Source organism: Veronia nyctiphanis (genome assembly GCF_004116385.1).
Lineage (GTDB): Bacteria > Pseudomonadota > Gammaproteobacteria > Enterobacterales > Vibrionaceae > Veronia > Veronia nyctiphanis.
Genome location: NZ_PEIB01000022.1, coordinates 1 through 15,042, shown reverse-complemented (window position 1 = coordinate 15,042; position 15,042 = coordinate 1). Strand labels below are relative to the sequence as shown.

Below are 15,042 nucleotides of genomic sequence, written 5' to 3'. Positions count from 1 at the left end.
GATCGGGGCGCAAAGCGACAAACTACCCGGCGTTGCAGCCGGGCAGTGCTCTTATTGAGGAGCAAGTTTGTATTTATTGAGGTGCTCAAGAAACGGTTTGGCTTCAACAAAGCCCGTTAAGCGGGCCGCAGGCAGTTTATTGCCTTGGCTGTCCCAAAACTCGAGGGTCGGTAAGCCCAAGACGCCCATCTCACTGAGCAGCATCACATCTTGCGGTCGGTTTTCAGTCACATCGGCCTGAAGCAGCACAAAGTTTTGCAGCTTTGGCGATACTGACGGGTTGTGGAATGTATACTTTTCGAACTCTTTACACGCCACACACCAGTCAGCATAGAAGTCCAACATCACAGGCTTACCTGCTGCTTTTGCTTTGGCTAACTCATTCTCAAGGGAACTCGCAGAGCTGACGCGGATAAATTCAAGGTGCGTCGCCTCTTTTGCGTGGGTAGCCCCCGGTAAACCTATGGTTTGATAGAGATTCACTGCGCCGGCGCTCATTCCGATAATCGCGGCAATACCCAAGATGCTAGAGAGCTTGCCCGGCGTCATTTGTCTGCTGGTGTGATAGAGCCAACCCAGCGCTGCTAGTAACCAGACAGACCAGAGTACCGACGCCCAAAACTCCGGTATCAGACGCTCAAGCAAGAAAATAGGAACAGCCAGCAGGATAAAGCCAAAAAAGACTTTGATGCCGTCCATCCAACCGCCCGCTTTTGGTAGCAGCTTGTTACCGAACATCGCCGCGGCAATCAAAGGAATACCCATACCGAGAGCCAGTGCGTACAAGGTTACCGCCCCCGTGAGTAAATCGCCGCTTTTTGCTACATAAATCAGAGCGCCGGATAAAGGCGCTGTGGTACATGGGGAGCAAATCAGGCCTGAGATAGCCCCCATGGTAAATACGCCCGCGTTAGTACCGCCTTTTTGCTGATTACTGATTTGGCTCAACCAAGTTTGCGCACCGGCGGGGAGTTGCAGCGTAAAGACCCCAAACATTGACAATGCCAAGAGAATAAACACAACACTCATCCCCAAGAGAACATACGGGTGTTGCAAAGCCGCCTGAAACTGCAAGCCCGCAGACGCAACGACCAAACCCAATAAGGTGTAGGTCAGTGCCATACCCTGAACATACAGTATGGAAAGTTTGAAGGTGGTGGCGTGTCCTTTTCGCCCCCCGCCCAAAACAATCCCTGTCAGTATTGGGTACATAGGCAAGACGCAAGGTGTAAACGCAAGGCCGATCCCCAACCCAAGGAACAGAAGAGGCTGCCACCAGTTATCCGCCAGACTGCTGACTTCCGGTGCCTGATCGGTTTGCTGCATGCTGTCGGTAGCATCAGCATCAACAGCGGGTAATAAGTCAGTACTTGCTGACGTGGCATTCTCTTTCTTGCCTGAAGATTGATTACCCGCTACTACTTTTGTCAGAGGAACACTGATGGTTTCCGGCGGGTAGCAAAAGCCTGCTTCAGCGCAGCCCTGATAGCTGACATTCAGTGTCGCGTTTTCAGTTGCCGAATGAATAATGGCACTCAGTGTAACGGGCTGTTTGTAAACACTCACCTCACCGAAAAACTCATCGTAATGAGGTTCGCCAGCAGGCAGGTCAACACGACCGAGTTCTATGCCGTCACTCCCTGTGATTTTCATTTTATCTTTATAGAGGTAGTACCCAGGGGTGACCTGCCAATCCAGATAGAGCAAATTCCCTTGCTGTGAAAAATTAAAGGGAAAAGCCTGATCAACAGGAATAAACGAAACATCGTTACTTGGTGTCGAAGTTTGGCCAAATAAGCTGAATTCAGCATTGGCAGCCTGAGGCATGCAACCTAAGACAGCTATCAGCGCCATCAAACGGCAAAGTTTAGAAAACATTGTTGTTAACAGATACCCATTGTTACTCGTTAATTCCCACTATATCACCCAGACCGGATATGACTGAATAATGTTTCATCACCAATTGCCCATTTTCCCTTTTGTTTATGAAGCAAAGCTTTTATTAGTTTTTTATGAAAAAACACTTTTCCTGAAGTTAAGTTGAGGTTTTAGAGTGGAAACCAATGAGACAACAACATCAAGGAACAGATTATGTATCAATATTATTCAACCGATCTTCACATTAAAGCCCACCATCAGGCACTTGTTGAGCAATACAACAGGAAGAAAGAGCTTTCTCCATTGGGTGCGCTGGCAGCAGCAGGCGCAATTGCTGGTTTGTTCATTAACTATCTTTTCATCGTTTGATCACTTGCCCAAAAGGAGATGCCATTATGTATCCTGTTTACTCCCCAGAACTTTACAAAAAGAGCTATCACGAAGAGCCTCGTAAAGAGGTGTTGTCACCGGAAAGGAATTCAAAAAGAGCGACACGTCGATCTTTGGTTGTCATCTCAATCGTGGGTGTCTACATCACGCAGTTTTTTATGGGATAACTGAAAAATGATTCTTAGGTGAACACTGCACAGCACAAATGTACACTGTTCATTTGTGCTGTGCAGTGTGTTAGGCTCTGCCTTCAGAATTTAACGGTGACACCATCTGGAGACTGAATACCTTGAAACGCCTCATTGGACTCATGATACTGCTGACGGGTTGTTCTTCTGTTCCTTCTTTAACACCAAAATATGATAACGAGATATTGCTAATGTCTGTCATGTCAGTTGATGCTGACACGGTGAAAGTCGAAACGATGCTTTACCGTGAAGATGAAAGCGGCGATATTTCCAATGCAATGATGCTGCCGACCTTTGAGCTGAAAAACGGCTTGTCTGCATGCAGCAGAATGATTTTTGATGATTCGACATCTGATATCAGCTTGCTGAATATAGACAGTGGAGGCGAGAGAGTTTCAATACCCGTTGATATCGGATTGACACAAACCATCAGCGTGACGCGAGTATCTGGTAGCCACCGTTCACGTGTCTCAGGGGTGATTGTGAACAATCAGGTCGGCAACAATCCAGTCGCATTGGGATTTGACAGAACACTGACTATGGGAGAGCAGCAAGCGATACCTGTGACTCTGAAAAATACGCTTACCCTTTCGCCAGCTTCGGTTCAGCAGCTCAAGACATGTTTAAATTGAAAAAGAGGCGCTGAAACCTCTTTTTTGGTTACCTGTGTTTTTTGTTATCAAATGAAGCGCTTAGCTTTATATTTCGGGCGCATCAGGTTGTCGACCGAGAAGGTTTCATCTAACTGTTCTGCTGTCAGCAAGCCACGCTCAATCACCACCTCACGTACGCTCTTACCTGTTTCGGCACAAATTTTACCTACAATATCGCCCTCATGATGGCCGATGAACGGATTGAGATAGGTAACAATACCGATAGAATTAAAGACATAGGCTTCACAAGCGTCTTTATTTACGGTGATGCCGCTGACGCATTTATCGGAAAGATTGATACAGGCATTCGAGAGAATATCAATGGATTCAAACAGCGCTTAACCGATAACGGGCTCCATCACGTTTAGCTGCAGTTGTCCCGCTTCAGCTGCAAAGGTGATTGTGGTGTCGTTGCCCATCATTTTGAAGCATACCTGATTGACGACTTCAGGGATCACTGGATTTACTTTTGCTGGCATGATTGAAGAGCCTGCCTGCATTTCGGGCAGGTTGATTTCGTTCAGTCCTGCGCGCGGCCCTGATGACAAAAGACGTAAGTCATTACAAATCTTCCGCGGGTTTGCAGTCGAGGCCGGTTACTTCTGCAAGGCGCTGCACCGCGAGATGTTGATAACCTTCAACGGCATTGAGCCCGGTGCCAATCGCTGTGGTGCCAAGGTTAATCTCGAGCAGGAGCTCAGAGGTGTATTTCAGGTTTTTTATTTCTTCTTTGAGTAGTGTGGAAAAGGCTTGAAACTCCTGTCCCACGGTCATCGGCACGGCATCCTGAAGCTGGGTTCGCCCCATATTCAGTACATCTTTAAATTCAGTCCCTTTTTCTTCGAAAGCCTGCTGCAAATGGAAAATTGAAGAGACCAGCGTTAACACGCTGTTGTAAACGGCGATACGAAAGCCTGTTGGGTAGGCGCAGTTTGTCGACTGACTCTTGTTAACATTGTCGTTGGGATTGATGATGTCGTATTCGCCCTTTTCATGTCCCATTAACTCAAGCGCGAGGTTTGCTATAACTTCATTGGCGTTCATGTTGACCGATGTGCCCGCCGCCTTGAAAAACATCAGACGGGAATTGATCCATGCACTTGCCGGACTCAAGGATCAGGTCACATGCCTGAATAATATACTGACCGACGTCAGCGGGAATGGCACCCAGCTCTTTATTCGCCATGGCTGCGGCCTTTTTGGTGTAAACCATGCCTCTCACAAACTCCGGCACATCTGAAATGGTGGTATTGGAGATGCGAAAATTCTCTACTGCCCGTAGAGTATGAATTCCATAATACGCATCAGCGGGGACTTGCCTTTGTCCTAGCAGGTCGTATTCAGTGCGCGTAATGGTTGGCATAGTTTCTATCGAGGTAAGGGTAGAGCTTAACTGACTCATTGTGTGCCATTTCTTATTATGAATAGTGTAATTAATTGCACTTATAGTTTTTTTAAGGTTAATTTTTCGATTAATCGGCACTATATCGATGTTTTATGTTGATGATTTTACTCTTGGTCAGAGCAAAAAAAGCTCTCTGATCACTTTTCTGGAACATAAAAAATTTCTTGCCAAGAGCAACGGTTGGTATGGTGTAACAGGATATGACTTAACGTTAACATGTGTGTGACTTATCGACTTACTGCTGGGATCAGGCGGCGAAAGTGGTAGCATACGCAAAACACAGTAAATAAAGGATGAACGTGTTTCCGGTTATTTTATTTTTATTTATCGTTGTGCCCATCATTGAAATTGGTCTGTTTATTCAGGTCGGCGGGTTTCTTGGGTTATGGACCACACTGGCACTGGTATTAGTGACAGCGGTAGTCGGTGCGTCTTTGGTCAGAAGTCAGGGATTACAAACGTTGATGACTGCGCAAAGCCGTATGCAACAAGGGCAATTGCCTGCGCAACAAATTATGGAAGGTGTATTACTGGCAGTAGCGGGTGTTTTGTTGCTGACTCCAGCTTTATGACTGATGCCATGGGAATGACGGTACTCTTGTCCGGCCCACGCGCAATGATTGCGAAATATTGCCTGACGAAGTTCAGACAAGGCGGAGGAACGGCGGGGTTTCAAGCTTACACAGAGCAGCGTCAGCAGCATGATTCGTTTCGTCAGCAACAGCCTGACGCCAGAGACGGTGACACCTTTGAAGGTGAATTCGAGAGAAAAGACGATAAAGACAAAGATCGCCTCGAATAACGAAGCAGAAATAAAAAATCAGCCCGGTTTATGCCGGGCTGATTGCATGAGGGGTTGCTTGATTTTAGTCGTCCAGTTCAGGACGGTTTTTGTATTGCGCCAAAGACTCTGGGTTATCAAGTGCACTAAGCTGTGCGACTTCCCGCCCGTGAACCACATCCCTGACGGCAAGCTCTGCCAGCTTTCCAGATTTGGTTCGTGGAATATCGGTGACACCTACGATTTTTGCAGGCACATGACGCGGCGTGCAGTGGGTGCGGATCTCTTTTCTGACAAGTGTTTCGAGTTGATCATCCAGATCGACACCCGGCAGAATTTTCACAAACAGCACCACGCGAACATCATTTTGCCATTCTTGTCCAATCACCACAGAATCGAGGATCTCTTCCAACTGATTGACATGGCGGTAGATCTCAGCGGTACCAATTCGAACACCACCTGGATTGAGGATCGCATCCGATCGGCCAAAGAAGGTCATACCACCTTGTGACGTGAGCTCCACGTAATCGCCGTGGAACCAGACGTCATGAATTTTATCCCAGTAGGCTTTGTGATAGCGCGCACCATCATGATCGTGCCAGAAACCAACAGGTTGGTTCGGGAACGAGTTGCAACAAACCAGCTCACCTTTCTCTTCTACGACAGGCTGTCCGGCACTGTTGAATACGTTGACATCCATACCAAGGCCACGAACCTGAGCCTGCCCTTTGTAGACAGGGCTGATTGGGCTACCCAGCACGAAACAGCCACAGATATCGGTACCACCGGCTATTGAGCTAAGCTGCACATCTTGCTTGATATCGCGGTACACGTAATCAAACTGTTCAGGGGCAAGGACTGAACCAGTTGAGCAGAGGGTTCTCAGTTTCTCGAGGTTATGCTCTTTACCCGGCACATAGTTCTGCTTTTCTAGCGCTTCCAAGTATTTGGCCGATGTGCCAAATAGAGTCACTTTCTGTGATTCAGCCAAACGCCAAAGTACGCCTGTGTCAGGGCATGACGGGCTGCCATCAAACAGCACCAGTGTTGCGCCGCTCGCCAGCGCGGTGACCATCCAGTTCCACATCATCCAGCCACAGGTGGTGAAGTAGAACAAACGGTCGCCAACTTTCACGTCTGAATGAAGCTGGTGCTCTTTCAGGTGGTTGAGTAAGGTACCGCCTACGCTGTGGACAATGCACTTGGGTTTACCCGTCGTACCTGATGAATACAGGATATAAAGCGGGGCATTAAAATCGGTTCTGGTAAAGGTCAGCGTCGGGACATCGCCTTCCAGAAGATCACGCCAGTTTTGTTCGTCATTGCTTAGCGGTTGACTCAGTGAGCCGTCACCTGCAAACGGGATCACGACCAGTTGTTGGATGCTGTTGACCCGGGCAGCAATATCACGAGCTTTACTCAGGCTATCGTGCGTCTTGCCGTTGTAGTGATAACAATCTGTAGTGAAGAGGACTTTTGGTTCGGTTTGTCCGAACCTGTCGAGCACACTTTCAACGCCAAAATCGGGAGAAGTGGATGTCCAAATCGCGCCGAGCGAGGTGGCTGCGAGCATTGCCACAACGGTTTCAGAAATGTTTGGCAGGTAGCCTGCGACAACATCTCCTTCTTCAATACCCTGTGCTTTGAGGAGTTCAGCAACATAGGCCACCTGATTGCGGAGCATCGTCCAGCTAAGCGTGCGCGGTGTTTCCAGCTCACCACTGAAGACAATGGCGTCTTGTGGGCCCATTTCGTCAGCCCATTGCAGCAGGTTTTCCGCAAAGTTTATCTTGGCATCCGGAAACCACTGGCTGTTTTTCGCCGGGCTGTTAGCATCGGTATAACGGATCCTGTCCCCACGATCACCGATGACTCCGGAGAAATCCCACAGTGCTGCCCAAAAAGCATCGCTCTCAGCCACAGACCATTGATAGAGCGAAGCATAATCCTTTAATTTGACATCATTCTGCTGGTTAACAGCCTGAATGAACTCCGTCATGTTTGCATCGGCAACACGCTTGGCGCTGGGGCGCCATAGGGGTTGTTGATCCATAGTTACTCCTAAACGTTGGCTGGATGCGCCTTTTCAAAGGCAGGCAGGGACTGACATTCCGCATCGATCGCTACTAACCTTTGATAAGGGCTGAGATCAAGCTCGAACCGGCGTGCATTAAACATCTGCGGCACCAGACAAACATCGGCTATGGTCGGGATGTTACCACAGCAAAAACGCGAGTTACTGTGAGCCAGTTTTGCTTCCAGCGCGGCCAGCCCTTCTTTCAGCCAGTGCAGATACCAATCCAGTTTCTCTTGCTCACTATGGCCCATATGTCCGGTGAGATACTTCAATACTCTTAGATTGTTCAGAGGGTGGACATCACAGGCAATATCGAGAGCCAAAGCTCGGCAGCGAGCGCGTTCGACTGCACCTTCTGGTAACAATGCTGTTTCTGGGTGCTTCTCTTCTAGATACTCAAGGATCGCCAGCGATTGGGTGATCACCTCACTATCTTCGATAAAGCTTGGTACCAAACCAGCAGGATTTTTCTGTAAGTAGTCGACGCTTCGCTGGGCATTTTCCAGCAACGGAACTGAGATGGCCTCGTAATCAAGGCCTTTTAGATTCAGTGCAATTCTCACTCGGTATGATGCCGAGGATTTGCTGTAATCGTAGAGCGTTCTTTCCATGATCTCTGCCATTTACACGTGAATTAGCGGGTATAAGGCACAACAGTCTGGCTGATCTTACCGAAGATCGAATCGCCTTTGCTGTCATGCATATCAATTTCTATTTTGTCGCCATACTTCATGAATGGCGTTTTTGCTTCGCCATGTTCAATAATTTCAAGCATACGGCGTTCAGCCAGACAGCAAGAGCCTTTGCTGCGATCAAGGTTCGACACTGTGCCGGAGCCGACAATGGTGCCTGCTGCGACATGACGACTTTTGGCCACGTGGGCAACCAACTGCGAGAAGTCAAAGGTCATATCAACGCCTGCATTCGGTGCGCCGAACAGCTTGTCGTTGAGGTTAACTTCGAGAGGCAGATGAACTTTATTGTTCTGCCAGACATCGCCGAGTTCATCCGGTGTCACAGCGACAGGAGAAAACGCTGATGCAGGTTTTGACTGAAAGAAGCCAAAGCCTTTCGCCAGCTCAGCGGGGATAAGGTTTCTCAGTGACACATCGTTGACCAACATCAGTAACTTAATGTGTTTCGCGCTTTGCTCTGCCGATGATGCCATGGGCACATCGTCAGTGATCACCGCAATTTCAGCCTCAAAGTCACAGCCCCACGCTTCGTCACAAAGTTCAATGTCATCATGTGGTGCCAGAAAACCATCAGACATTCCCTGATACATCAACGGGTCTGTCCAAAAGCTTTCGGGTACCTCGGCACCACGTGCTTTTCTGACCAGTTCGACATGGTTGACATAAGCACTACCGTCAGCCCATTGATAGGCTCGGGGTAAAGGAGAAGCGCACGCCGCCGGATCAAAGCTGAACGCATCGGTGCATTGGCCGTCATTGAGAGCTTGATAGCGCTTTTCGAGCGCAGGGGCTGAATCTGACCAGTTATCCAGTGCGACCTGCAAGGTCGGTGCAATGTCAGATACTTCAACAGCCTGTTTGAGATCTCGGGAGACGACAATGAGTTTGCCGTCGCGTCCGTGTTTCAAAGATGCCAGTTTCATTGTCTTCTCCTTACTTTACCTTGGCCTAATGAACTTAAGCTGTCGGTGGTGTCTGCCAGGATTTCACGTAATCTTTGTCTTCTGTTGCCACTGCTGCTTCAGCGAGATCCAAAGGCATACGTGTATCAATCATCACTGCCACTTCGTCAGTTTCTGCTTTAACGCGTTTCGCGCCTGCAGCGAAGGCTTTCGGGTGTGGGCCGTGAGGGAAGCCACATGGGTGGTGCGTCACCATACCCGGGTGAATGTTGTCACGGCTGAAGAATTCGCCACGGTGATAGAAAATGACCTCATCGTAATCGTCATTGTTGTGGTAGAACGGCACCTTCAATGCACCCGGATCGCTCTCGATAGGGCGGGGAACAAAGGTACAAATGACAAAGCCGCTGGCAACAAAGGTGGTGTGTGCCGATGGTGGTAAGTGGTAACGGTGACTCATCAACGGACGGATGTCACGCCAGTTCAATTTGAATACCGTCAGATTACCTTTCCAGCCCTTCGCATCTAGCGGATTGAACGGATACGTAATGCAGTTCATCTCGTTACGTGATTTCAGGAAGACCTGCCAAGTCTCGTTACTGCTTTGCTGTGCTTTAAACGCGTCGTTGATTGACGCGTGCTCAAGGATGGCAGGGTCATAGACCGCGTGATCACCGACGATGCTTTATCAGAACTCATATAAGAGCTATGCGTGGCCTCGATCATCAGCATAGTCACAGGCTCTTTCGGCACGATACGCCAGTTGGTCGAGCGTGGAATGATCAGGTAATCACCGTCGCGGAATGACAGGTGGCCATAGTCACAGTAAAGATCGCCGCTGCCTTCATGAACAAACAGACAGTCATCGCCATCGCCATTACGCACGAGATAATTCATCTGCTCGTCGCAGTTCCAGATACGGACTTTAACGTTCGGGTTAGTCAGCAGCAGAGGGGCAGTCATTGGGTTGCCTTCCGCATTCTCTACCTTGTTGGTATCAAATGCATGTGGGCGTAGTGAGCCTTCCCAATGAGACCAACCCGTAGGTGCATGCTGGTGGTACATATGCGTGGCCGGGCCAAAGAAGCCTTCTTTGCCACATTCTCTCTCATATGTTCCTTCAGGCAGATCACAATGGGCCTGGCGTGAGGTTTCACCCTCTTTGATTGGAAATGAAAACCACTTGCGCATACTCGTCTCCCTGTTGGCCTTGCGGGCCTTATTTGGTTTCATTTGTAACTATATGCTATGATAGCCCTAAATTGTTCACTATGGCAACAACAAGAATGACGGAAATTTAGTCATATTTGTGACTGGTCTATTGAAAATGTCTTAAGTTCAAGGGTTACCGTTGGCGAGCTGTGCTCGACGTAGTAACAATTAAAGATGTAACGATTTCTTGAGAAACTATTTCTCAATGATGAAGTCGAACAGTGTTTTGGCACTGCATTCGACACAACCATGAAGGGGTAACCGCATTTATGTCAGCACCTATCGATTTTTCATTGGATAACTTTTTACCCTACAAACTGGTTAAAACGGCGGAGCACGTGGCGGGTGGACTAGCGCGATTGTATGAAGAAGAATTTGGTATTACTCGTCCTGAGTGGCGTATCTTGGCGACATTGGGAAACCGTGATGGTGTGAAAGCCAAAGAATTATCTGCAGAAACCAGTCTCGATAAAGTGCGGGTATCGCGCACATTGGCAAGCCTTGAGAGTAAAGGATATGTGTGCAGAGTCAGAGATCAGAATGACCACCGTGCGGCATACCTTCACCTGACTTTGAAAGGGAAAGAGCTATACCAACGTATCGTGCCTAGAGCACTGGAGTGGGAAAGTGAGATGCTCGCGGGCATGAGCGCTGCGCAATATCGCGACCTGTTCAAAGCGCTGGATCTACTGCTTGCGAAGGCTGACGGCGTCACACCGTCGCCCTTATAAGGTGCTCCTCCACTCTGCTAGCGCCTGCCGTCTAAAGTGGACGGCAGTAAGATACGCCACAATTCCTGATATCCCGTTCGCTAACGCGATTCCAATGAAAAGCCCCTCGGTTTGCCATATTTCACTGCCAAGCCATGCCAGTGGCAGGACTAAAAGAAAAAGCCTTGTCAGGTTAAAACCAAACGAGATGATGGGCTTTTTCATTGCGTTCAACGCACTCACCAGCATCATCAAGCACCCTGCAAGCCATAACACAAAGGCACAATCAGCAGGTAATGCCAAAGCTTCTCCTGTACGCCGGCTTCTTGACTGAACATCACCGCAATGGGATGGCTCAGAGGCACCATGGCGATAAACATCAAGAACTGAAACATTAACGAAAAGCGTATCGCGCGGAAGAGTGTTTGAAATGCCCTTTCAGGATTACCCGCACCGAAATTTTGCGCCATCATTGGCGTCAACGCTGACGTCAGTGCCATCATCACAATAAGCATTAACGACTCCACGCGTTGTGCTGCGCCATAGGCCGCGACACTAACTGCTCCTTGAGATGCCAAAAGCCACATCAACACTGCGCTGGAAATGGGGGTCAGTACATTCGATAGTGCCGCAGGTGTTCCGATGGATAAAATTGCCCGCCAGTCATCAGGCAAGCTTAGTAAGGACGGCCATGAAAGTAGCTTTTCTTTTATCGTCAACATATACAACGAGCAGGCAAGTGCTGCGGCCCAGCTAATGGCGCTCGCTATGGCAGCGCCCTGAATACCCAGCTCAGGAAATGGCCCGTAGCCAAAGATAAGCAGAGGATCCAATATGCCGTTGATAACTCCGGCGACAACCATAATTTTAGCGGGTGTTTTGGTATCTCCAGAGGCGCGTAATGATGCGTTGCCTACCATGGGGATCACCAACAGTGGGATAGTTGGATACCAGATGACCATATATTCCCGGATGAGTGGCAGTAATGTCTCGTCGGCACCCAGCAGCTTGAACAAGGGATCGATGGTGAAATAACCCAGAGACACCATGATGACAATCAGCAACACGGCGAGAAGTAAGCCGTGTGCAGTCATGCTTGCAGCGGCATGAGATTTGTTTTGTCCAAGTAGGCGGGCAACAGAGGTGGATAACCCGGCACCTAGGCCCATAGTGATGCTGGTTACGGCGAACGTAATCGGAAACGTGAAGCTGATAGCTGCCAGGGCATGTGTCCCGAGCAGAGATATAAAAAACGTATCAACGAGATTGAACATCAGGATAGCCAGCAGGCCAAAGACCATGGGGATAGTCATCCGGGTCAGCGTCTCGTCAATCGGGCCTGCCAACAAGCCATGCTTGTCACTCATATCGCTCCCTTAGGCAAAGATTGCGTGGCTACCCTAATAGATAGAGTGTGATGGAGCAAAAGGTATCGTGAAAAAATCAAAAAATTTTTGCCTCCGCCACTTGTTATTGAAAAAAACCATCCCCACATCCGGTTTACAAAATGGTTAGTGTGCGAAACCGCCACTACTTATCACATGGAATAACATTCAATATTCAGGAGACGACCAATGAACATTCGTCCACTTCATGACCGAGTAATTGTTGAACGCCAGGAAGCAGAGTCAAAATCTGCCGGTGGTATCGTACTAACAGGCTCTGCGGCAGAGAAATCAACCCGCGGTGTGATTCTGGCAGTCGGTAACGGCCGCATTCTCGAGAATGGCAACGTACAACCGCTGGACGTTAAAGTTGGTGATAACGTCATCTTCTCTGAAGGCTACGGCACAAAGAGCGAAAAGATTGACGGTAAAGAAGTCCTGATCCTGTCTGAAAGCGACATCATGGCTATCGTTGAGTAATTCATTTCACCTCGAACTAAGAATTAAGAAAGGAAATAAAAATGGCAGCTAAAGAAGTTAAGTTTGGTAACGATGCTCGCGTAAAAATGCTGGAAGGCGTAAACGTACTTGCTGATGCGGTAAAAGTGACCTTGGGTCCTAAGGGCCGTAATGTTGTTTTAGACAAATCTTTCGGTTCACCGACCATCACTAAAGACGGTGTATCTGTTGCGCGTGAAATTGAACTGGAAGACAAATTCCAGAACATGGGCGCACAAATGGTGAAAGAAGTTGCTTCGCAAGCAAATGACGCAGCGGGTGACGGCACCACCACAGCAACTGTTCTAGCTCAGTCTATCGTTAACGAAGGCCTGAAAGCAGTAGCAGCAGGCATGAACCCAATGGATCTGAAGCGCGGTATCGACAAAGCGGTAGCGGCTGCAGTTGAAGAGCTGAAAGGCCTGTCTGTTCCATGTGCTGATACTAAAGCTATCGCTCAAGTTGGTACTATCTCAGCAAACTCTGATGAGACCGTCGGTAACATCATTGCTGAAGCAATGGAAAAAGTAGGCCGTGACGGTGTTATCACTGTTGAAGAAGGTCAGTCACTGCAAGACGAGCTGGACGTGGTTGAAGGTATGCAGTTTGACCGCGGTTACCTGTCTCCATACTTCATCAACAACCAAGAGTCTGGTTCAGTAGAGCTGGAAAACCCATTCATCTTGCTTGTTGACAAGAAAGTCTCAAATATCCGTGAGCTTCTGCCTACGCTTGAAGCTGTGGCGAAATCATCACGTCCTCTACTGATCATTGCTGAAGATGTAGAAGGTGAAGCGCTGGCAACACTGGTCGTGAACAACATGCGTGGCATCGTTAAAGTTGCTGCTGTTAAAGCACCAGGTTTCGGCGACCGTCGTAAAGCAATGCTGCAAGATATCGCAACGCTGACTGCGGGTACCGTTATCTCAGAAGAAATCGGTCTGGAGCTTGAGAAAGTCACTCTGGAAGATCTGGGTCAGGCTAAGCGTGTAAGCATCACCAAAGAAAACACCACGATCATCGATGGTAACGGTGAAGAAGCCGCTATTGAAGGACGTGTTACTCAAATTCGTCAGCAAATCGAAGAAGCGACATCAGAGTACGACAAAGAGAAACTTCAAGAGCGTGTTGCGAAACTGGCTGGCGGTGTTGCAGTTATCAAAGTGGGTGCCGCAACCGAAGTAGAAATGAAAGAGAAGAAAGACCGCGTTGAAGATGCACTGCACGCAACCCGTGCTGCTGTTGAAGAAGGCGTGGTTGCTGGTGGTGGTGTTGCACTTATCCGCGCAGCACACAAAGTTGAAAATGTTGAAGGCGTGAACGAAGACCAGAACGTGGGTATCCGTGTAGCGCTTCGTGCAATGGAAGCACCAATCCGTCAGATCACGCTAAACGCAGGTGATGAGGATTCAGTAGTTGCTAACCAAGTTAAACAAGGCGAAGGTAGCTACGGTTACAACGCGGCAACTGGCGAGTACGGCGACATGATCGAAATGGGTATCCTTGACCCAACAAAAGTGACGCGTTCAGCACTTCAGTTCGCAGCATCTGTTGCCGGCCTGATGATCACTACCGAAGCAATGGTAAGTGAACTGCCCAAGCAAGACGCACCTGCAATGCCTGACATGGGCGGTATGGGTGGTATGGGCGGCATGATGTAATCATCGCTCACCGAAATTGCTTGGAAAAGCCCGCTTACGCGGGCTTTTTTGTGTCTCCAGCCAAACAAAAAATACGCATGACTATTCTCATAACCGTGTCATCGGCTAATTAACATCGTTTTCAAATCACAAAAATGTGCAACTCAGTGAATTTGTGCTTTACTCGATCTGCTGAGGCAAGCGAATGAAAAAACCCTTATTGACTGTTTTATTGGTGGCGAAATAGCCAAAACCTAAACATTTGATTGATCTTTGACCGCTTGAAAGGGAAAACGTGATTTTTTCATAAAAAAGGGTTGCGCCATTTTTCGAAGTCCCTATACTGCGCTTCCTGTCGACGGGGCACAGAGCATGAAAGCTCAGGAGCCAAGAGTTAACCTCACCGCGACAAGCTCTTTAACAATTTGACCTATGCAATCTGTGTGGGCACTCGTGAATGATAGACAAAAAGATTTATCAATGTTTACTGAGTGACCAAACGAGATAACTTCAGTTATATCGGCACAGTCAATTCGTTTTGCTTCTGCTTTTTAAAAGCGGAGACAAAACACAACAGTATTTCATTGAGCCGTTACCTTCGGGTAACAACAAAATTCTAATTGAAGAG

9 protein-coding genes and 4 pseudogenes are annotated in these 15,042 nt (G+C 48.4%); 6 read left to right on the top strand and 7 right to left on the bottom strand.

All coding sequences use genetic code 11. The features are described from left to right. Positions 1-51 precede the first annotated feature (51 nt). The gene (locus CS022_RS15935; protein WP_129123124.1) at positions 52-1,878 is read right to left on the bottom strand and encodes a protein-disulfide reductase DsbD; all 1,827 of its coding nucleotides are present in this window, start codon (positions 1,876-1,878) and stop codon (positions 52-54) included. A 213-nt stretch (positions 1,879-2,091) separates the two neighbouring features. Between CS022_RS15935 and CS022_RS24910 the strand changes: the two genes are divergently transcribed. Then, complete coding sequence (locus CS022_RS24910) at positions 2,092-2,247, top strand: hypothetical protein (RefSeq protein ID WP_161569653.1); 156 nt, start codon at positions 2,092-2,094, stop codon at positions 2,245-2,247. Positions 2,248-2,557: 310 nt separating this feature from the next. After that, the gene (locus tag CS022_RS15930) at positions 2,558-3,088 is read left to right on the top strand and encodes a hypothetical protein (protein ID WP_129123123.1); all 531 of its coding nucleotides are present in this window, start codon (positions 2,558-2,560) and stop codon (positions 3,086-3,088) included. A 47-nt stretch (positions 3,089-3,135) separates the two neighbouring features. Here CS022_RS15930 and CS022_RS15925 read toward each other — a convergent pair. After that, positions 3,136-4,511 (bottom strand): annotated as a pseudogene (locus tag CS022_RS15925) (aspartate ammonia-lyase). A gap of 302 nt (positions 4,512-4,813) precedes the next feature. Here CS022_RS15925 and CS022_RS15920 point away from each other — a divergent pair. Then, positions 4,814-5,316, top strand: a pseudogene (locus CS022_RS15920) (FxsA family protein). A gap of 64 nt (positions 5,317-5,380) precedes the next feature. Here the strand turns inward: CS022_RS15920 and CS022_RS15915 are convergent. From CS022_RS15915 to CS022_RS15900, 4 genes and pseudogenes are all read right to left on the bottom strand, one after another. Then, positions 5,381-7,348, bottom strand: coding sequence for an acetoacetate--CoA ligase (locus tag CS022_RS15915; protein ID WP_129123122.1), 1,968 nt, complete (start codon positions 7,346-7,348; stop codon positions 5,381-5,383). 8 nt (positions 7,349-7,356) lie between these two features. After that, a complete protein-coding gene (maiA, locus tag CS022_RS15910; protein WP_129123121.1) occupies positions 7,357-7,983 on the bottom strand; it encodes a maleylacetoacetate isomerase in 627 nt (208 codons plus the stop codon). A 23-nt stretch (positions 7,984-8,006) separates the two neighbouring features. After that, a complete protein-coding gene (locus CS022_RS15905) occupies positions 8,007-8,990 on the bottom strand; it encodes a fumarylacetoacetate hydrolase family protein (RefSeq protein ID WP_129123120.1) in 984 nt (327 codons plus the stop codon). A gap of 34 nt (positions 8,991-9,024) precedes the next feature. Then, a pseudogene (locus tag CS022_RS15900) lies at positions 9,025-10,160 on the bottom strand (homogentisate 1,2-dioxygenase). A 290-nt stretch (positions 10,161-10,450) separates the two neighbouring features. Between CS022_RS15900 and CS022_RS15895 the strand changes: the two are divergent. Beyond that, on the top strand, positions 10,451-10,912 hold the full coding sequence (locus CS022_RS15895) for a MarR family winged helix-turn-helix transcriptional regulator (protein ID WP_129123119.1): 462 nt from the start codon (positions 10,451-10,453) through the stop codon (positions 10,910-10,912). Here CS022_RS15895 and CS022_RS15890 read toward each other — a convergent pair. Further along, positions 10,907-12,258: pseudogene (locus CS022_RS15890) on the bottom strand (MATE family efflux transporter). The gene CS022_RS15895 and the pseudogene CS022_RS15890 sit on opposite strands and share 6 nt — an antisense overlap. Positions 12,259-12,465: 207 nt before the next feature. Here CS022_RS15890 and CS022_RS15885 point away from each other — a divergent pair. Beyond that, on the top strand, positions 12,466-12,756 hold the full coding sequence (locus CS022_RS15885; RefSeq protein ID WP_129123118.1) for a co-chaperone GroES: 291 nt from the start codon (positions 12,466-12,468) through the stop codon (positions 12,754-12,756). Between the two features lie 41 nt (positions 12,757-12,797). Further along, the gene (gene groL / locus CS022_RS15880; protein ID WP_129123117.1) at positions 12,798-14,435 is read left to right on the top strand and encodes a chaperonin GroEL; all 1,638 of its coding nucleotides are present in this window, start codon (positions 12,798-12,800) and stop codon (positions 14,433-14,435) included. Positions 14,436-15,042 lie beyond the last annotated feature (607 nt).

Excerpts from the sequence above, each read along its gene's own strand:
- maiA (WP_129123121.1), bottom strand. The coding sequence starts at position 7,983 with ATGGAAAGAACGCTCTACGATTACAGCAAATCCTCGGCATCATACCGA.
- CS022_RS15935 (WP_129123124.1), bottom strand. The coding sequence starts at position 1,878 with ATGTTTTCTAAACTTTGCCGTTTGATGGCGCTGATAGCTGTCTTAGGT.
- CS022_RS24910 (WP_161569653.1), top strand. The coding sequence starts at position 2,092 with ATGTATCAATATTATTCAACCGATCTTCACATTAAAGCCCACCATCAG.
- CS022_RS15885 (WP_129123118.1), top strand. The coding sequence starts at position 12,466 with ATGAACATTCGTCCACTTCATGACCGAGTAATTGTTGAACGCCAGGAA.
- CS022_RS15915 (WP_129123122.1), bottom strand. The coding sequence starts at position 7,348 with ATGGATCAACAACCCCTATGGCGCCCCAGCGCCAAGCGTGTTGCCGAT.
- groL (WP_129123117.1), top strand. The coding sequence starts at position 12,798 with ATGGCAGCTAAAGAAGTTAAGTTTGGTAACGATGCTCGCGTAAAAATG.
- CS022_RS15895 (WP_129123119.1), top strand. The coding sequence starts at position 10,451 with ATGTCAGCACCTATCGATTTTTCATTGGATAACTTTTTACCCTACAAA.
- CS022_RS15905 (WP_129123120.1), bottom strand. The coding sequence starts at position 8,990 with ATGAAACTGGCATCTTTGAAACACGGACGCGACGGCAAACTCATTGTC.